Source organism: Thalassotalea sediminis (assembly GCF_030295915.1).
Taxonomy (GTDB): domain Bacteria; phylum Pseudomonadota; class Gammaproteobacteria; order Enterobacterales; family Alteromonadaceae; genus Thalassotalea_C; species Thalassotalea_C sediminis.
Genome location: NZ_AP027361.1, coordinates 2,101,804 through 2,121,293 on the forward strand (window position 1 = coordinate 2,101,804; position 19,490 = coordinate 2,121,293).

Below are 19,490 nucleotides of genomic sequence, written 5' to 3' on the forward strand. Positions count from 1 at the left end.
ACGAGTTCCCTAATATAAAGAGCAATACAAGAATAAAATTTAATAAATAATCAAATGCAATTAGTAACTTTACTCAACGTCGTCCTCACAGTCGTGGTGGTTTTAGAACCAATGCGAGGAAAGCGTCGTGCGTAAAGTTTAATTAAATACAGTTTCACGAAACCCTCGCTCTGCAAAGACCGAGGGTTTTTTATTTTTATACGTTCAAGAAAACAACTTTAAGGGCAAATCTAATGGCGACACAAACGTATACAGGTGCTGAAATGGTTGTTAAGGCGCTATCAGCACTTAACGTAAAATACGTATTTGGCTACCCCGGTGGTTCAGTACTCGATATTTACGATGCTATTTTTCAGCAGGAAGATGTCGAACATATACTTGTTAGACATGAGCAAGCAGCAACTCACATGGCTGATGGTTTTGCCAGGGCAACAGGCGAAGTTGGGTATGTACTTGCCACGTCTGGCCCTGGTGCAACAAATTGTGTAACAGGTATTGCAACAGCTTATATGGATTCTATACCAATGGTGGTTCTAGCCGGTCAAGTACCCACTAACCTGATCGGCGATGATGCCTTTCAAGAAACAGATATTGTTGGTTGCTCACGCCCGATCGTCAAACATAGTTTTAATTGTAGAAATTTATCAGAAATTCCAAATATTATCGCAAAAGCGCACTATATAGCCCAGTCAGGGCGCCCAGGTCCTGTGGTGGTGGAACTACCTAAAGATATTTTGGTACCGCAAAATAAAGCCTCTTTCCATATCGAAACAGATGTCAAATTGCGCTCTTACAACCCAACCAAAAAAGGTCACCCTAAACAAATTAAAAAGGCGATTAAAGCGATCACTGAGGCACAACGTTTAGTTATTTATTCAGGTGGAGGTATAGTACTGGCGGATGCATCAGCGTTATTAACGAAATTAGTTGAGAAGTTAAATGCGCCCTGCACTAATACGCTTATGGGGTTAGGTGGTTTATCTGGCACACACGATAATTTTATTGGTATGTTAGGTATGCATGGTAGTTTGGAGGCTAACAAAGCCATGGCAAATGCTGATGTTATATTAGCGTTAGGTGCACGATTTGATGATCGAGTAACAAATAATGTTAAAAAGTTTTGTCCTGACGCAAAAATAGTACATGTAGATATAGATCCTACCTCTATTTCTAAAACCATCAATGCGCATATTCCTGTTGTCGGATTAATTGATATCGTTATAGAACAGTTACTCGAAGAATTAGACGCGGTAAATTTTGTCCCTGATCAGCAAATTAACGATGATTGGTGGCAAAAAATTAATCAATGGCGCTCACATGATAGTGTTAGTTATCAGCAAGATGAAGGCAAAATAAAACCACAGCGTGTAATTGAGGAGATGTACGAAATTACAAAGGGTGAAGCCTATATCTGTTCTGATGTAGGACAACACCAAATGTTTGCAGCACAATACTATCCTTTCGCGAAACCAAGACAGTGGATTAATTCAGGCGGGCTTGGCACCATGGGATTTGGTTTACCTGCAGCGATGGGCGTAAAACTCGCCTTTCCGGAAAGTCATGTTGTTTGTGTTACGGGTGATGGTTCAATTCAAATGAATATTCAAGAGTTATCAACTTGTTTGCAATATCGATTACCTGTCGTCATTGTATCATTAAATAACCGTTCTCTAGGTATGGTACGACAATGGCAAGATATGATTTACGGGGGACGTCACTCATCGTCTTATATGGAATCATTACCAGACTTTGTAAAGCTTGCAGAAGCGTATGGTCACGTTGGTATTCAAATTAATCAATTGTCCGAGTTAAATGAAAAATTAACGGAAGCATTTGAGATAAAAGATCGTTTAGTGTTTGTAGATATTTTAGTTGATGAATTAGAACACGTTTATCCAATGCAAATTAGACATGGAGCAGTAGATGACATGTGGTTACGTAAAGGAGTAAAAGCATAATGCGACGTATACTTGCAATATTATTAGAAAATGAGCCTGGTTCATTGTCACGCATCGTTGGTTTATTTTCTCAACGAGCGTTTAACATAGAAAGTTTAACGGTTGCACCAACTGAAGATCAAAGTTTATCTCGGATCACAATTACCACACGCGGTGATGATCGGGTGTTGGAACAAATAGTAAAACAAGTAAATAAGCTTATAGATGTAATAAAGATAACCGATCTAACAGATAGAGATCATGTAGAGCGCGAAATATTGTTAATTAAAGTGCTCGCTATGAATGACAAATCACGTACTGAAGTAACACGAATCACTGATATTTTTAGAGGAGCTATTGTTGATATTGGCAAGCAGGTATACACCATTCAATTAACAGGCAATGATAAGAAGCTGAATGCTTTTATCACTGCCCTAGCTAATGAAACTGAAATTATCGAATCAGCCCGCTCAGGTACAGTTGGTGTAGCACGCGGTGAAAAAGCGTTACGAATATAACGCTTTCTATTTAGCAAAAAGCTAGCCTGTGGTTAGCTTTTTGCCTTCATTTTCTTAATAAGTCCATCACTCGCATCTTCAACAAGATCAAGAACATACTTAAACCCTCTGGCGCCACCATAATATGGATCTGGTACTTCCATATCTTCAAAGTTTTCAGCGTATTGCAAAAACAAGTGTATTTTATCGTGATAACCAGCAGGAGCTAGTTTTTTCAAATCTCGTAAATTCTGTTCATCCATTGCTAAAATAATATCAAAGTCAGCAAAGTCCTCCACGGTGACTTTTCTCGCCCGTATATTATCGAATTTATAGCCACGGGAATTTCCCGCCTTTTGCGCGCGATGATCTGGTTTTTCTCTAGCATGTGAACCAATAGTTCCTGCTGAATCTAAACTCACTGTTAATTTGTTTTGAGTCGCTTTATCGCGAAATACCGCTTCTGCCGTAGGCGAGCGACATATGTTGCCCATACAAACGAATAAAATACGCTTTATATCCTTATAAACGATATGCTCTGTCATTTATTTCAATCCAATTTTTGACTTAACCCCTAAAACCTACGAATTAGGTGTCTTTTATCTTTGTGTAAATATTACCTTAAAATGTGCCAAATACCCTACCGTAAATGTGCCAATTTGGCGAGTATAAAATATAGCTTGATGCACTTCGTCTCGATGAGTTTTACAAAAACATAATAATAGGGCTAAGTAGATAAGTTATATGCTATTTTTCTTGTTTTATTACCAAGTCATCATTTATTTGCTACAGTTAAAACAGTTAATCGTCTAACCATTTATAACTTAATGACAAAGTTTATCACCCAGCTGTCGTATTCAGTACGTACCGTTTTTATCTTAACTATGGTGCTTACCTTAGCCATCATTTTATACCAGTTTAGTAATAATTTAAGTCGTTTAACCAATGAACACAATAACGACAATACTAATGTGAAATTTCAATACTTTATTGATAATGATAATGCAATGTCATTTGAACAAATCCGTGAAAACATTCACCAGTTTAAGCACGTGAAAGGATCAGAAATTCCATTTGCCTTAAAAGACCAAACCTATTGGCTTATCGTATCAATTGAAAATGTACAAGAAAATCAAAAGCCATATGTGTTGTATGTCGATAATAAATTACTTGATGTATTCAACGTGTATCGAATGGTAAATGAAACGTCTATTGAAAAAATAATATCAGTACCATCTTTGCTTAATCAGGCCTATCCACATATTGATATCGATATGTCGACAAAGCGTAAACAAGCATTTTTAGTACAATTACGTACTGATGGTCCCCCTAATATGCCGATACAGTTAATTCAAAAAACAGCGTTTACACAACATGTACTCTTTGCACAGTTGCTCTATGGCGCTTTTATTGGTGTAATACTTTTAATGGCGCTGTATAACTTCGTGCTTTACTTTGCGGTCAAAGACAAAGTGTATTTGTTATATATCGGCTACTTAATCTCTGCATTTTTTATCATGTCGAGTATTACTGGTTTTGGCTATTTCATGTTTAACATTGCACTCAATCAGTTGATTGATAAATACCTTGTCATTTTACATTTCTTGTTAGTCTTCTTTTTACTGTCATTCACACTTTTTTTCTTACGTTATGAACGCAGCAAAGGGCTTTGGTATCGCATTACAATGCTCTCTTGCGGGATACTAATGGTACTTGCGGTATTCTCATTAACACTCGACCAAATACAACAAGCAACATTATTTTTTGCAATTCAACCCGCGGTATTACTGTTAGCGTTAACCTTGTTATTAAAACAAATAAATACTAACTTTTCGTGGGCTAAGTATTACTTAGCATCTTGGGTCCCCTTAATCATTGGTGCAGCGATACAACCCGCGGTACTATTAAACTTTATCAATTATTCGTTTTTGACGAGTAATGCTTTTTTAATTGCGATGATCTTAGAAGTTTCATTTATGGCCTTTGCACTCGCAGAAAGAATGAAACGTAATGAACAAGATAAAATTGAAAACATTGCCTATCACCTATCGAGTGGTATTCCTAGAAAATCAAACATTGAGGGTGCTATTAACACCTTAGCGCTAAACAAAAGCCGTGACTTTAGCGTCATCATTATAAAACCAGAGCATATTGAGAAAGTTACCCTATATATAAACGACGATATGAATACAGCGCTTTTTAAACGGCTCTATAAAAAACTCTCTTCGTTATTTAATTATAATGACGCCGTAGTGCCACTGACAGATAAGAACGAAAAACTGTGCTTAATAAACAATACCAGTTTAGCCTTTATTCTTGATAACACGATCAATGAGCAACCACTTGAAACATTAGTACAATCGATTCAACAAATTGTCTTTGAAAACTTTCACTTAACTAATTTACAATTACCACTCGGCGCTGTTATCGGTATATCTACTCATCCAAGCCATGGCAATAAAAGCCATCAACTTTTAAATAGAGCACTCATTGCAACAAAAAATGCAGAAAACAGTGTGGAAAAATGGGCGCAATACGCAGACAATGCTAACGACACCACCAACTATCTCTTCAAGCTATCTAATGATTTAAAGCAAGCAATTGAGCATGATACTTTAGCCTTATACCACCAACCGCAGGTAGACTTAAGAACGTTAAGAGTATGTAGTAGTGAATGCCTATTAAGATGGCAGCATCCTGAAGAAGGCTTTATTCCACCATCAATTTTTGTGCCTATCGCAGAAGATATGGGCTTAATACATGAGCTCACTTTTTGGGTCATTAAAAAAGCATTAACGCAACAAAAATACTTAATGGATACCCATGGATTTAATCATTTAGTATCAATAAATATTAGTGGCAAAGACATTTGTTCAAAAGGTTTCTTGGCAAAAACACTCGCAATTATTGAATCATGTGACGTTGCGACTGACAAAATTATCTTCGAACTTACGGAGTCAGCAAGCTTTACTGATAACGACTTCGCAATGCATGTGATAGAGCAACTTACAGAGCTTGGCATAACCATAAGTATCGACGACTTTGGTACAGGATACTCCTCAATGTCACAGATCAGTCACTTACCATTTCAGGAGTTGAAAGTAGATCGGGAGTTTGTAGAAAACATTAACCAAGACAAAAAACGACTCGTCATTGCAGAAGCCACAGTTAAGATGGCTAAAGGATTAGGTTTAGAAGTTGTAGCGGAAGGCATAAACAGTGAGCAAGACGAAGAAACACTAAGGCAATTTGGTTGTGATATTGGTCAAGGTTATTACTACGCAAAACCAATGTCATTAGAAGAGTATGAACAATGGCTATTATCATTAGTCAACGGTCGTGTTAAACAGCCACTAGACGGTGAATATATTCCCGCCGCTAAATAAGAACAATCAGTTTCAGTAACTGATTGTTCCATAACATTTTAGTAACTACAATCTGCGTTTAGCGACCGCATCATTAAGCTGAGCTAATAATGTTTCAGTGTCTTGCCAACCGATACACGCATCAGTTATAGATTGACCATATACTTCAGCTTTTCCGTCGACAAGATCTTGTCGACCTTCTACTAAGTGACTCTCTACCATTACACCAAATATATTATGATTTCCATTAGCAATTTGTTCACTAACATTTGCACTTACTAGCATTTGATTTTCAAATTTTTTACTTGAATTGCCATGGCTAAAATCAATCATTATTTTGGTATTTAATTTTGAAGCCTCAAGTTGATCTGTTACTTGTTTTACACTATCTGCATCATAATTTGGCGCTTTACCACCACGTAAGATGATGTGACAGTCTGGATTTCCAGTCGTTTGAACAATTGCCGAATGACCAAATTTAGTCACCGATAAAAAATGATGAGATGCTGCAGCAGAGCCAATCGCATCGATGGCAATTTTAATGGTACCGTCTGTACCATTTTTAAAACCAACAGGACAAGACAATCCAGAGGCTAACTCTCTGTGCACTTGGCTCTCTGTCGTTCGAGCACCAATCGCGCCCCAACACATAAAATCTGCCATGTATTGTGGCGTGATCATATCTAAAAACTCGCCAGCTGTTGGTAATCCTAAATCATTAAGATCAGCAAGTAATTTACGGCCAATACGTAAACCATCATTTAATTTAAAGCTATTATCCAAATATGGATCATTAATTAACCCTTTCCAACCAACAGTTGTACGCGGTTTTTCAAAATATACGCGCATAACGATTTCAAGATTATCTTTATACTTCTCTCTCAATGCGACTAAGCGTTTGCCATACTCAACTGCAGCTTCTGGATCGTGAATTGAACAAGGACCAATAACTACTAGCAATCGATCATCTTGGTGATTAAATATTTTACTGATAGCAGCTCTACCACTAAACACTGTTTCAGATGCTTTTTCTGAACCAGGAAATCGCTCCAATAACGCCACTGGAGGTAACAATTCTTTAATTTTTTCGATGCGCACATCGTCTGTTTGGTAGAACATAATTTTTCTCTTTATTACAACTAATATTTTATCGTTTTATACGTCTAGACACCTAGATAATAATCCCACCGGCTAATTTAACAGCGTTGATTAAACAATACCAACATAAAATCGTAAAAAAACGATATAATTAAGAACATTAAATAGTAAATAATACATCAATGAAGCAAGCGCTTAAGGAAGTTTCTAATTTATGATAAACCCTACGCTACCGTTAGTAGATCTCCATCGTCACTTAGATGGCAATATCCGCCCTAAAACTATTTGGCAACTTGCACAACAACATAATATTTCGTTGCCCGAAGATAGCTATGACAATTTTATTTCACATGTGCAAATTCAAGAATCTGAACCAGATTTACTTGCCTTTTTGAAGAAACTCGATTGGGGGGTTGCCGTGCTTAAGAGCTTAGAAGACTGCCAACGAGTTGCTTATGAAAATGTAGAAGATTTAGTAATGGCAGGTATAGATTACGCAGAACTAAGGTTTTCACCTTACTATATGGCGATGACAAACAAGCTACCACTAGAAGGCGTGATTGAAGCTGTAGTAGATGGTATCAATAAAGGTAAACAAGCCTTTAATGTCGATGTAAACCTTATCGGTATCATGAGCCGAACATTTGGCCAACAAATATGCATGCAAGAACTCGATGCAATTATGGCTTGTAAAAAGCATTTTGTTGCCATTGATCTTGCTGGTGATGAATTAAACTATCCCGGCACTATGTTTACTGAACACTTCAATAAAATAAAGCAAACTGACCTGCAAGTAACAGTGCATGCTGGTGAAGCAGCAGGAAGTGAAAGTATTTGGCAAGCAATACAACAATTAGGTGCAACACGCATCGGCCATGGGGTTGCGTGTCAGCACGACGAGAATCTTCTCGACTACCTTATTACGCACAATATTGCGATTGAGTCGTGTTTAACGTCAAATTATCAAACAGGCACTATACAAGATCTGAAAAAGCACCCTTTACCTATGTTTTTAGAGCGTGGCATTTTAGTCACATTAAATACCGATGATCCAGCAGTTGAAAATACCGAGTTAATCGCGGAATATAAACTAGCAAATACATTGTTTAATTTGCAAACACAAGAAATAACAACAATACAACAAAATGGTGTTAACGCGAGCTTTTTATCAACGACTGAAAAACAATCGTTATTAAATAAGTCTATGTTTAATCACCAACGCACTAAGGAATAAATTATGGCAGAAATTGCACTCGCACTATTTGCAGGTGCGCTTGTAGGATTGATATTTTCAATCGTCAAGCTACCACTTCCAGCACCACCGGTGCTATCAGGAATAGCAGGCATTGTCGGTATTTATCTCGGTGGTTCACTTTACCACTGGATCATCGAACAATTTTTTAGCTAAAATAGGTGTTTAAAACGTAATAACAAATCAGTAAATCACCCTTGATAGAAGTGCTAACACACTTGCTTGAAACTTACTGAGATAAATTTTTAATATAAAGGTATATCTCATGACAACTCCTCACATAGAAGCCAATCCAGGCGATTTTGCAAAAACGGTATTAATGCCCGGTGATCCACTTAGAGCAAAGTTTATTGCTGAAAATTTTCTTGAAAACGCGAAGTGTATAACCCGCGTTAGAAACATGCTCGGGTTCACTGGTACCTATAAAGGCAAAGAAATTTCGGTTATGGGTTCAGGCATGGGGATCCCATCGATCTCAATTTATGCTACAGAATTATATAAAGACTATGGTGTTGAAAATATTATTCGTATTGGCTCCTGTGGTGCCGTTCGAGATGACATCAAAGTTCGTGACGTAATTATCGGTATGTCGGCGAGTACAGATTCAAATGTAAACCGACAACGATTTAACCAATGCGACTTCGCTGCTAGTGCTGACTTTTCATTATTACAAAAAGTGGTGAACACGGCAGACAAGTTAGGCAAACCTATTCATGTAGGCAATGTGTTTACGGCGGATTTATTTTACACACCGCAACCAGAGATGTTTACCACAATGGAAAATATGGGAGTACTCGCCGTTGAAATGGAAGCGGCTGGTCTTTATGGCGTTGCAGCTGAGTACGGCAAAAAAGCGCTTGCAGTTTTTACTGTTAGTGATCATATCAAAACAGGTGAGCAAACAACGGCGGACGAAAGAGAAAACACCTTTAAAGACATGATGGAACTGACACTAGAAAGTATTTTATAGTGCCCAAAAGGCATTTAGTTACACCGTACAAATTTTAACGCGTACCGTGTAAAGCTAAGTGCTGAGTTCGAAATAACGCATACTATAGCTATCGATAAAAGAACGAACTGACAAAGGTGTAAAAAAACCGGAGCATGCTCCGGTTTTTTTAACTGTTTAATTTACGCCTAATAGAAATTGTAACCAATTTCTATTCCCCAAAACCTAGGTTCATTAACAAAAGCCGTTAAGTTCAGGAAATCTACAGCACCATCTGCAACAATTTTGTCAGTAATATTACGGCCAACAATTGCGACGTCAAAACCGTCATCATTGTTGAAACCTAGCCTTAAACCACCAATCCAACGCGCATCCGCGTAAAATTCTTTGGCTTCATAAAGAAAGATATTCGACTTGCTGCGATAATTCCAATCGGTTTGTACATAGTAATAACCATAGTCGACTGGAAGCTCATAATTAATGTTAATATTAGCTAACCATTTAGGCGATCTTGGTAACGGGTTACCGTCTACAAATACCGTAACAACAGGTCCAAAATCACCTTCCACCGTATTAGCCACTTCATCATATGCTGTACATGTTGGTGTTGATGAACAACGCTCTGCTTTTAGGGTCTTGTCTTGAATTTCTGTTTTGTTGTAACTTAAATTTGTACTTATTCGCAATTGATCCGTTAGCATGGCTTCAAATGAAGTTTCAATACCAGCGCCATAAGTATTATCAGCATTGAGTAGTGAATTTGTATTTGCTTCGCCACCAGTGGCAGTTAATTGATGATCTTCAATATCATAGGTATAAGCAGTTATATGCCAACGCGCATTACCGTCGAATAAATCTGCTTTAAGACCTACCTCATAAGACGTTAACGTTTCAGTATCAGCTTCACTTGGAAAACCAAAACGACCAATGGTTACAGGTCCGCGAGAAGCGTTACCAACGCGGGCAAAAGCAGTCAAATCTCTATCGATGGTATAACGAGCTGCTAAATCCCAGTTTACATAGCTGTCATCTTTATCAATTTCAAAGACAACATTAGATGTGCCCCCTTCTCGTATATCCAATTCTTTGTCATCAGAGGTATACCGTAAGCCTAATGTAAATGCCCAATCTTCAACAGGCTTGTACTCTACTTGACCGAATAAGGCATATGATGTTGTTAGTTGATCAATTTGATAAAAGTTAGTCGTATTACCTTCAGCATCCAGGTCTTTATTATCAACGGTATAGTCTTCTTTAAAGTAAAATAAACCAACCTGATAATAGATATCATCACTGTCACCAGAAAGACGTAATTCTTGTGTCAATTGTTCATGATCTGACAAGCCGTCACCTGACGCGACATTAAACCAAAGTTGTTTACCTAATTGATTTGGTACACCTGAAAAGTCAGTAACACCGCCATCAATATCTGCGTAACTCCAGCTTTCTAATGTATCGTAGCCCGTAATACTAGTTAGAGTAACATTTTCAAAGTCATGTTCGATTTCTAAACTACCGCCTTGATGATCGAGCTCAAAACCAGAAGTACTATCATGGTATATTTTAGATTCATCAAATGAGTCTCTTAATCCAGATTTACCCACTTCAAAAGCGTTTGCATAGAAAATTTGCGGCATGTCACCATCTTGATCAAAGCCATGAAACTTCAATAGTGCACGTGTGTCACTGCCATTGTCATAAAGAAACTGTAAACGATAGGCAAATTCTTCATAACCACCAACTTCGTCGCCCGTGGTAATATTATCTACCCATTCATCACGTTCTTGATGTTTAAAAGATGCTCTAGCAGCCCATGTATCTGATAACTCGAAGTTTTTACCTGCTTCTAAAAACATAGTGCCGCGACTACCATAGCCACCACGAACATAGCCTTCATTTGTGAAATCAGGTGCAACGGTATCAATTTTCACAATACCTGCCGTTGTATTTCGACCAAATACAGTACCTTGAGGACCATTTAAAACTTCTACCCGCTCGACATCAAAAAGTGGAATACTTTTCAATACCGCATTTTCTAATACAATGTTATCTAACACCATAGAAACAGGCTGGTTAGCGTTGACATCAAAGTCAGTATTACCTAGCCCACGGATATAAAATCTAGGGGATTGACGACCATTAGACGATTCAATCTGCAAACTTGGTACTCTGCCAGCTAATGCACGAATGTTTTCACCAGAGCCTAAATAATCATTAATATTTTCTGCTGACATAGCGGTCACAGTTGCAGGAACATCTTTGACAGTCTCAATTCTTTTACGCGAGGTAACTTCTATCACTTCTAAGCCAGTAACTTTTTCTTCTGAGTTACTTTCTTCTGCGGCCACTACAGCCGAAAGCGACAGCGCAGTTGTGCACAACGCTAACTGCACACTGCGCACAAGTATGCTTTGTCCGAACATTTTCATGTAGTTCTCTCCCAAGGACTATTTTTGAAATAAATTTTTATCAGTAATACGACAAGTGTTCTAGCGTGAGTATTTAGAACACTTATTAGTCGCTATTGCCATGAATTATAGCTAATTTTTTATAATTCGCTTATTCATTTTTTGATAATTGTTGATAAAAGCTTTGTCCGTAGTCTAATGCTTCCAGAGAAAACATTTCAGCGAGGGTTTGACCAAGATCTGCAAAACTATTCCGTTGACCTAAATTTACATCACCAATGTTATGGTGGTATGCAATCATAGGTACAAATTCTCTCGTGTGATCAGAGCCTTGCCACGTCGGATCACAGCCATGATCTGCAGTCATATAGAGTATGTCGTCATCAGTCATTGCGTCGATAATATCAGGGAGCCTCTTATCAAACGCTTCTAAAGCCTGTGCATAGCCTAAAGGATCTCTACGATGACCGTAGTCTTGGTCAAAATTAACTAAGTTTGTAAAAATGATACTATTTGTTCGGGCTGATTGAATATGAGAAATAGTGGCATCTACTAAAGCATCGATACCTGTCGCTTTAGTTTTTTCCGAAATGCCTTGGTGGGCGAAGATATCAGCAATCTTACCTACACTGATCACATGACCATCTGCATTGACCATTTTATCTAATACTGTTGGAGAAGGAGGTAGTACAGAATAATCACGTCGATTACCTGTGCGAATAAAGTCTTCAGCACTGTTACCAACAAATGGCCGAGCAATTACACGACCAATGTTATAGTCATCAAGTAACGTGCGTACCATTTCACAATAAGCATATAAATTATCTAAACCAAAATGTTCTTCGTGAGCAGCTACCTGAAAAACACTATCAGCAGAGGTATAACAAATAGGTAAACCCGTTTTAATATGCTCTTTACCTAGCCTAGCAATAATCTCTGTGCCGGAGGCATGGCAATTACCCAACATACCAGCATAGCCGGTTTTCTGGTTTATTGTCGCCATTAACGTTTTAGGGAACGCATTTTCTTTATCGGTAAAATATCCCCAATCGAATAATACCGGTACACCTGTCATTTCCCAATGACCACTGGGCGTATCTTTACCACTACTAAGCTCAGCAGCGTAGCCATACGCTCCTTTTGTTACAGCATAAGGTTCAATAGGAAATGTTGTGTTACCCGCTGCAAAACTCGCTTCAGCTAAGCCCATGCTCGTTAAATGAGGTAAATTTATTTTTTTCCCCGTAATTTGATAATGCTTTTCAGCTAAATGTGCAAATGTATTGGCACCAATATCACCAAACTTATCCGCATCAGGCGCGTGCCCTATTCCAAAACTATCTAAAACTAATACAATTGCTCGCGCCATATTCACACCTATTATCATCAAAAAATGAATTTTTCATGACCATTTAGTCAAGTTATGGTAATTTACCATTATTAAGTCTTTAGTTATAGTAAAAGAAATAAGCAATAGTGAATGCTACACACCTAAATTTTCCATGTGTCGACTATTCATCAGCTATTCTTCCAAGTTTTATTTAATAGGCGGCTAAGATTGCTAACCAATAAACCAACGATTATTGCCATTTCTGGTGCATCAGCATCGGGGAAGTCATTATTTGCACAAACCATTTTTCAAGAACTTTTTCCAGAACTTGGCAAAGAAGGGATCGCTATTATAAAAGAGGATGCCTATTACAAGGCACAAGATCATATTCCCTTAGCGCAGCGTATCGAAACAAATTACGATCACCCTAATGCATTTGAACATTCTTTACTTACGTCACAGTTGCAAGAGCTACAACAAGGCAATGACATTAAGTGTCCTGTATATTGCTATAAAACGCATACCCGTTTATCTGATACGATTGAAATTAACGCGTCTCCTATTATTTTAGTAGAAGGTATACTGCTGTTCGCCGATGAACAATTAAGGGATTGCTTTGATCTAAAAATCTACATGGATACACCGTTAGATATTTGTTTATTACGCAGAATAAAGCGAGATATTGAAGAACGCGATAGAGATATCGACTCCATTACACAACAATACGAACAAACCGTACGACCGATGTATCACCAATTTATAGCACCTTCAAAATCTTGGGCAGATATCATCGTCAATAAAGGTGGCAAAAATCGCATGGCGATAGAAGTTATCAAAGCTAAAATTAGACAATTAATACAACAATAATAATAGAGGAAATTACATGGGGCCGTTACACGGGATCTTTGGCATAGTGCTGCTAATAGCAATTGCCTATGCTTTAAGCAGTCATAAAAAAGCCATTAACTTTCGAACAGTTGGCTTTGCATTTTTACTCCAACTCGTTCTTGGTGCATTTGTACTTTATATTCCCTTTGGTAAAGATGTGCTTGAATCAATGACCAATGGCGTACAAAATGTTATTGATAGTGCGAAAGCTGGTATTAATTTTATCTTTGGTGGTTTAGGTACAGATGAAATGTTTAGCAACGGCGTTGGTTTTGTCTTTGCCGTTCGTGTGCTTCCCGTTATTATTTTCTTTTCTTCACTTATTGCTGTGCTATACCATCTTAATATTATGCAGTGGGTTATTCGCATAATTGGTGGTGGATTACAAAAATTACTCGGTACAAGTAAACCAGAATCACTTTCAGCTACAGCAAATATATTCGTTGGTCAAACAGAAGCGCCTCTGGTTGTGCGCCCCTATATCTCTACAATGACACAATCTGAACTTTTCGCCATTATGGTTGGAGGCCTTGCCTCAGTTGCAGGCTCTATTCTTGCTGGATACGCTGGCTTAGGTGTCGAATTAAAGTATCTTATCGCAGCCTCTTTTATGGCTGCACCTGGCGGCCTATTAATGGCTAAGATTATGCTACCAGAAACACAACCAGATAAAATTCACTCTGGTGATCTGTCGCTATCAGATCAAGAAGATAAGCCCGTTAACGTTATAGATGCAGCCGCTTCTGGTGCGGCCTCAGGCGTAAAACTTGCCGTAAACGTGGGTGCGATGCTACTCGCATTCATCGCTTTAATTGCTTTACTCAACATGCTTGTTGGTGGTTTAGGGACGTTAATTGGCATGGATAACTTGTCGATAGAATGGCTACTAGGCTATCTATTTGCACCTTTAGCGTTTGTTATTGGCGTGCCAGCAGACGAAATGTTACAAGCAGGCAGCTTTATCGGCCAAAAAGTTGTCGTAAATGAATTTTTCGCCTACGTTAATTTTGTCGAAATAAAAGAAACATTGACGCCTACCACACAAGCTATCATCACATTCGCATTATGTGGTTTTGCAAACTTATCATCTATTGCAATTTTACTTGGCGGCATTGGTTCAATGGCGCCATCAAGACGACCAGATATCGCGCGTTTAGGCATGAAAGCAATGATTGCAGCGACGTTAGCAAACCTTATGAGCGCAGCTATTGCAGGCGTTTTTATAAGCCTTTAGGAGTTATTATGACTGAACAGCAACAAATCGCCTCACTGGCTTTATCATTAGTTGACTTAACGAGCTTAAATGGCAATGAAACAACCGAAGATATAGAATCACTTTGCCAACAAGCCATTACACCGCACGGTAATACAGCAGCGATATGCATTTACCCACAGTACATTAAAGTGGCAAAAAATGCGTTTAAAAAACTTTCTAATGATAATCACACAGTAAAAATAGCCACAGTAACCAACTTTCCTCATGGTGGTAGTGATGTAAACCAAGCCGTTAAAGAAACCGCCGAAGCAGTTGCTTTAGGTGCAGACGAAGTTGATGTTGTATTTCCGTATAATGCATTGATTGCAGGCGATGAGGACATTGGTTTTGAACTTGTTCATGCTTGTAAACGCGCTTGTGGTAAAAATATCACTTTAAAAGTTATTATTGAATCTGGTGAACTTAAAACCGATGATCTCATTCGTCGAGCAAGTGAAATATCAATAAAAGCAGGCGCTGACTTTATTAAAACCTCAACAGGTAAAGTTCAAGTAAATGCAACACCAGAAGCAGCTAAAATCATGCTTAAAGTTATTGAAAATTTAAATCCAAATGTTGGTTTTAAAGCGGCAGGCGGCGTAAAAACAGTAGCAGATGCCGAAAAGTACCTCACGCTAGTTATGGATAGTTTAGGAGCATCTTGGCTGAACGAAACACATTTTCGTTTCGGTGCGAGTGGCTTATTAAATAACTTAATCGCTACTATTGAAGGTAAGTCTCAACAGACGAATAACGAACGTTACTAATCTTATGGCTCAACTCTACTTTTACTATTCAACGATGAATGCAGGTAAATCAACGCATTTACTACAATCTTCATATAATTACCGAGAGCGAGGTATGAATACTTTGCTTTTCACTGCTGAAATTGATGATCGATTTTCTAAAGGTAAAATTTCATCTCGACTTGGCCTTAATGCCGATGCACGTTTATTCTCTTCTGAAACAAATATTGCCCAACAGGTATCCGACGCTAACACGGATACTCCAGTACATTGTGTGCTCATTGATGAAGCGCAATTTTTAACAGAACAACAAGTAAAGCAGTTAACAGATATTGTTGATAACCTCAAGATACCTGTATTAGCCTATGGCATAAGAACAGATTTTTTGGGGCACACGTTTATCGGAAGTGCAGCATTACTTGCCTGGGCAGATAAACTGATTGAATTAAAAACGATATGCCATTGTGGGAAAAAAGCAAACTTTGTTGTACGACGTGACGAGCAAGGTCATGCCGTTACGGCGGGCGCACAAATTGAAGTTGGCGGTAATGAGCGCTATGAGTCGCTTTGCCGTAAGCACTTCAAAGCTCTCGTTTGGTAATAACATTAATAAATAAAAGACACGAAATATTTATTCATCTATTTTAGGCGTTATAAGGAAGCGATATGGCCGTTTACATTAGTGAGCACCCGTTACTCAAACACAAAGTTTCTCTTGCCCGAGAGGCAAATCTTTCATCAAAATCTTTTCGTGAACTAACCAATGAGATATCAACCATGCTTATGGTTGAAGCAACACAACATCTTTCCGTTCAGTATAAGCCATTGCAATGTTGGTCTGGTAATATAAATACACCACTATTGGCTGACAAACAACCAACATTGGTGCCAATCCTGAGAGCTGGCCTAGGTATGCTTGATGGTGCATTGTCAATTTTACCGTGTGCCAAGGTAAGTATTATTGGCCTCAAGCGCAACGACGATGATATTTCCACTGATGAACAAGGACATGTACATATTGGCATTGAAGCCTACTATGAAAATATTGTTACTGATATTGACGAGCGCCACGCGATTGTTATTGATCCAATGTTAGCAACTGGAGGTTCTGCGATTGCTTGTATTAATATGCTAAAAAAGGCAGGATGTAAAAGTATATCTTCACTCTTTATGGTTGCCGCACCAGAAGGTATTCAGGCGCTTGAACAAGCACACCCTGATGTCGATATTTATGTTGCTGCATGCGATGAAAAGTTGAACGAAAAAGGCTATATTTTACCTGGTTTAGGCGATGCTGGAGACAAAATATTTGGCACGCTCTGAGAGCGTGTAACCTAGAATCTGCAAAAATAATCTAAGACTCTATACTTAAATAATTTCTTTGTTAAAAGGAGTTAAGTATGAGCGCGTTATCTGGAACATCAGCTGCGAACCCTGATTTAGACTGGAGTCAATTAAGAGAGACAATCTTAATGTTGAACCTTGCTATTGCGCAGATAGATCAGTCAATGAATGAAGGAAGTGCATCGGTCAGTACCCTTTCAAGCTCTTTTACCGTTTTAGCGACTAATTTAAGTGATATTCAAACCGCTATTGCCCAATTAGACAGCGAACAAACACACCGCAGTAATGAAGATTTAAAAAAGAGTATTCAGGCCTCAGCCATCACAGCATCAGATAATGTAAAGTCTTCTATCGTAGCTTTTCAATTTTATGACAAACTTAGTCAACGCTTAGATCACGTTAGTCAAAGTTTAGCTGACTTAACAACGCTAATTGCTGATCCTTCCTCATTATACTCACCAGTAAAATGGCAAGCATTACAAACCTCAATTAGAAGTAAATATACCATGGAGGAAGAGAGGCGTATGTTTGACAATGTACTCTCTGGCATGCCTGTTGAGCAAGCATTACTCCTTTTTAGACAGGAGTTCAACGCAAATAAAACGGCGTCTGATGATGATATAGAGCTATTTTGAATAATTCTGAGAATTTAGATTGCACACAAGGTTTTAAACTGTGCAATCTATAATGAGTGTTACTTAATGATTAATCTCATAAAATTAACTTGACGCAGTTCAACTCTAATAACGTCTTATGGTATTATTTCATGTTAAATTATACCAACGAATTATGCATACACCATGAAGATCATCTCTTTTAACATAAACGGCTTAAGAGCCAGACTTCACCAATTACAAGCAGTTATTGATAAACATCAACCAGACATTATTGGTCTTCAAGAAATTAAAGTACACGATGACGCTTTTCCGCTTGCGGATGTTGAGGCGATGGGATACCACGTTTACTTTCATGGTCAAAAGGCACATTATGGTGTCGCCATGTTATGTAAAAAACCTGCAGACGTGGTTACAAAGGGCTTTCCTACTGACACAGATGAATCACAAAAGCGCATGATAATGGTAACAACCACCAATGAACGTGGTGAAAAGGTCACCGTGCTTAATGGTTATTTTCCTCAGGGAGATAACATTGCTCATGAAACAAAATTCCCTTATAAACGCCAATTTTACAAAGATTTAATGACATACCTTAACGAACATCATACACCGGATGAAAAGCTTGTTGTAATGGGAGATATCAATATTTCACCAATCGATTTGGATATCGGGATTGGCGAACCCAATAAAAAGCGTTGGTTAAAAACAGGTAAATGCAGCTTTCAACCTGAAGAACGTCAATGGCTTTCTACCCTAATGAATTGGGGCTTTAAAGACACTTTTAGAGAGCTGTCACCCACCGCTACGGAAAAGTACTCTTGGTTTGATTATCGCTCTAGAGGATTTGATGATAACCGTGGATTACGTATCGACGTTATACTAGCAACAGAAAGCCTAGCAAAACACTGTATTGAGTCTGATATCGATTATGAACTAAGGGGTATTGAAAAGCCTTCAGATCATGCACCAATTTGGTCTACGTTTAACTAATGAATGCACAATATCGTTGCCCTATTTGTCAATCACGATTGGTATTACGAGAAAAAATCTATCGTTGCGATCTAGGGCACTGCTTTGATAAAGCAAAAGAAGGCTACGTAAATCTGCTACCGGTTCAATTTAAGCACTCCAAACAACCAGGCGATAACAAAGCAATGGTTAACGCTCGGCGCGAGTTTTTAACACAAGGTTATTATCAACCATTGGCTGATAAACTTGTTTTAATACTCGATAAACTGGCGCTTAAAAAGGGCTCAATATTAGATGCGGGTTGCGGAGAAGGATTTTATACAGATCAATTTAAGCAAAGTTGCCATACCGTTTATGGTGTTGATATTGCAAAAGAGGCAATAAAAAAAGCGGCCAAAAAATACAAGCATTGCCATTTCTCAGTCGCCACACTGTCACAATTGCCGTTTGACGACCACTCAATAAATGCGGTTGTTTCGATATATGCACCAATACTGCCTATCGAATTTGACCGCATCTTAACGACAAATGGTTACTTGATAACGGTTACACCAGGTAAAAATCATCTCCTGTCACTCAAACAAAAAATATATCAACACGCTTTATTGCATGACGAAGATAAAGTACCGGTAGATAACATGGTGTTACTAGAACAACAGCAATTGACTTATAAAATGATACTAAAAACAGGAAATGACGTTCTAAACTTATTATCCATGACACCATTTGCATTCAAAGCGGATGAAAACGTCACGCAACAACTGTCACAGCAAAGTGACTTTGCTTGTCAAGCAGACTTTATTATTCGCATCTATAAAAAAACCGCTTAAAAAGC

18 protein-coding genes are annotated in these 19,490 nt (G+C 38.2%); 14 read left to right on the forward strand and 4 right to left on the reverse strand.

Annotated elements, in window-relative coordinates:
* The first annotated feature begins 233 nt into the window (after window positions 1-233).
* Together QUE09_RS09665 and ilvN are read left to right on the forward strand one after the other, a co-directional pair.
* Window positions 234-1,958 (forward strand): acetolactate synthase 3 large subunit, encoded by a 1,725-nt coding sequence (locus QUE09_RS09665; RefSeq protein WP_286232559.1) that lies wholly within the window; start codon window positions 234-236, stop codon window positions 1,956-1,958.
* The gene (gene ilvN / locus QUE09_RS09670; protein ID WP_286232560.1) at window positions 1,958-2,455 is read left to right on the forward strand and encodes an acetolactate synthase small subunit; all 498 of its coding nucleotides are present in this window, start codon (window positions 1,958-1,960) and stop codon (window positions 2,453-2,455) included. The genes QUE09_RS09665 and ilvN overlap by 1 nt, the downstream gene beginning before the upstream one ends.
* 32 nt (window positions 2,456-2,487) lie before the next feature.
* Here ilvN and QUE09_RS09675 read toward each other — a convergent pair whose 3' ends face one another.
* A complete protein-coding gene (locus tag QUE09_RS09675; RefSeq protein ID WP_286232561.1) occupies window positions 2,488-2,979 on the reverse strand; it encodes a low molecular weight protein-tyrosine-phosphatase in 492 nt (163 codons plus the stop codon).
* 282 nt (window positions 2,980-3,261) lie between these two features.
* Between QUE09_RS09675 and QUE09_RS09680 the strand changes: the two genes are divergently transcribed.
* Window positions 3,262-5,820: an EAL domain-containing protein gene (locus QUE09_RS09680; RefSeq protein ID WP_286232563.1), complete on the forward strand. Its 2,559-nt coding sequence runs from the start codon at window positions 3,262-3,264 to the stop codon at window positions 5,818-5,820.
* Window positions 5,821-5,865: 45 nt separating this feature from the next.
* Here the strand turns inward: QUE09_RS09680 and aroG are convergent, their stop codons facing one another.
* On the reverse strand, window positions 5,866-6,918 hold the full coding sequence (aroG, locus tag QUE09_RS09685) for a 3-deoxy-7-phosphoheptulonate synthase AroG (RefSeq protein WP_286232564.1): 1,053 nt from the start codon (window positions 6,916-6,918) through the stop codon (window positions 5,866-5,868).
* Between the two features lie 193 nt (window positions 6,919-7,111).
* Here aroG and add point away from each other — a divergent pair, with 193 nt between their 5' ends.
* From add to deoD, 3 genes are all read left to right on the forward strand, one after another.
* Entirely contained in the window at window positions 7,112-8,131 is a 1,020-nt protein-coding gene (add, locus tag QUE09_RS09690; RefSeq protein WP_286232565.1) for an adenosine deaminase, read from the forward strand.
* 3 nt (window positions 8,132-8,134) lie between these two features.
* Window positions 8,135-8,305, forward strand: a complete 171-nt coding sequence (locus QUE09_RS09695; RefSeq protein ID WP_286232566.1) for a XapX domain-containing protein — start codon at window positions 8,135-8,137, stop codon at window positions 8,303-8,305.
* A 109-nt stretch (window positions 8,306-8,414) separates the two neighbouring features.
* The gene (gene deoD / locus QUE09_RS09700; RefSeq protein ID WP_286232567.1) at window positions 8,415-9,119 is read left to right on the forward strand and encodes a purine-nucleoside phosphorylase; all 705 of its coding nucleotides are present in this window, start codon (window positions 8,415-8,417) and stop codon (window positions 9,117-9,119) included.
* Between the two features lie 167 nt (window positions 9,120-9,286).
* On the opposite strand, the gene QUE09_RS09705 is transcribed toward deoD, so the two are convergent.
* Together QUE09_RS09705 and QUE09_RS09710 are read right to left on the reverse strand one after the other, a co-directional pair.
* Window positions 9,287-11,527: a TonB-dependent receptor gene (locus QUE09_RS09705; protein ID WP_286232568.1), complete on the reverse strand. Its 2,241-nt coding sequence runs from the start codon at window positions 11,525-11,527 to the stop codon at window positions 9,287-9,289.
* 130 nt (window positions 11,528-11,657) lie between these two features.
* Window positions 11,658-12,875 (reverse strand): phosphopentomutase, encoded by a 1,218-nt coding sequence (locus QUE09_RS09710; protein WP_286232569.1) that lies wholly within the window; start codon window positions 12,873-12,875, stop codon window positions 11,658-11,660.
* Between the two features lie 189 nt (window positions 12,876-13,064).
* Between QUE09_RS09710 and udk the strand changes: the two genes are divergently transcribed.
* The 8 genes from udk (at window position 13,065) to rlmA (ending at window position 19,485) form a co-directional block, all read left to right on the forward strand.
* Window positions 13,065-13,703, forward strand: a complete 639-nt coding sequence (gene udk / locus QUE09_RS09715; protein ID WP_286232570.1) for a uridine kinase — start codon at window positions 13,065-13,067, stop codon at window positions 13,701-13,703.
* 16 nt (window positions 13,704-13,719) lie between these two features.
* Window positions 13,720-14,958 (forward strand): NupC/NupG family nucleoside CNT transporter, encoded by a 1,239-nt coding sequence (locus tag QUE09_RS09720; RefSeq protein WP_286232571.1) that lies wholly within the window; start codon window positions 13,720-13,722, stop codon window positions 14,956-14,958.
* Window positions 14,959-14,966: 8 nt separating this feature from the next.
* Window positions 14,967-15,746, forward strand: a complete 780-nt coding sequence (gene deoC, locus QUE09_RS09725; protein WP_286232572.1) for a deoxyribose-phosphate aldolase — start codon at window positions 14,967-14,969, stop codon at window positions 15,744-15,746.
* A gap of 4 nt (window positions 15,747-15,750) precedes the next feature.
* Complete coding sequence (locus QUE09_RS09730) at window positions 15,751-16,326, forward strand: thymidine kinase (protein WP_286232573.1); 576 nt, start codon at window positions 15,751-15,753, stop codon at window positions 16,324-16,326.
* A 65-nt stretch (window positions 16,327-16,391) separates the two neighbouring features.
* On the forward strand, window positions 16,392-17,048 hold the full coding sequence (gene upp, locus QUE09_RS09735; RefSeq protein WP_286232574.1) for a uracil phosphoribosyltransferase: 657 nt from the start codon (window positions 16,392-16,394) through the stop codon (window positions 17,046-17,048).
* A gap of 77 nt (window positions 17,049-17,125) precedes the next feature.
* Window positions 17,126-17,704, forward strand: a complete 579-nt coding sequence (locus QUE09_RS09740; RefSeq protein WP_286232575.1) for a hypothetical protein — start codon at window positions 17,126-17,128, stop codon at window positions 17,702-17,704.
* A 165-nt stretch (window positions 17,705-17,869) separates the two neighbouring features.
* A complete protein-coding gene (xthA, locus tag QUE09_RS09745) occupies window positions 17,870-18,676 on the forward strand; it encodes an exodeoxyribonuclease III (RefSeq protein WP_286232576.1) in 807 nt (268 codons plus the stop codon).
* Window positions 18,676-19,485 carry a 23S rRNA (guanine(745)-N(1))-methyltransferase gene (gene rlmA / locus QUE09_RS09750; protein ID WP_286232577.1) on the forward strand — a complete coding sequence of 270 codons (810 nt, stop codon included), beginning with the start codon at window positions 18,676-18,678 and terminating at the stop codon, window positions 19,483-19,485. The genes xthA and rlmA overlap by 1 nt, the downstream gene beginning before the upstream one ends.
* Window positions 19,486-19,490: the final 5 nt, after the last annotated feature.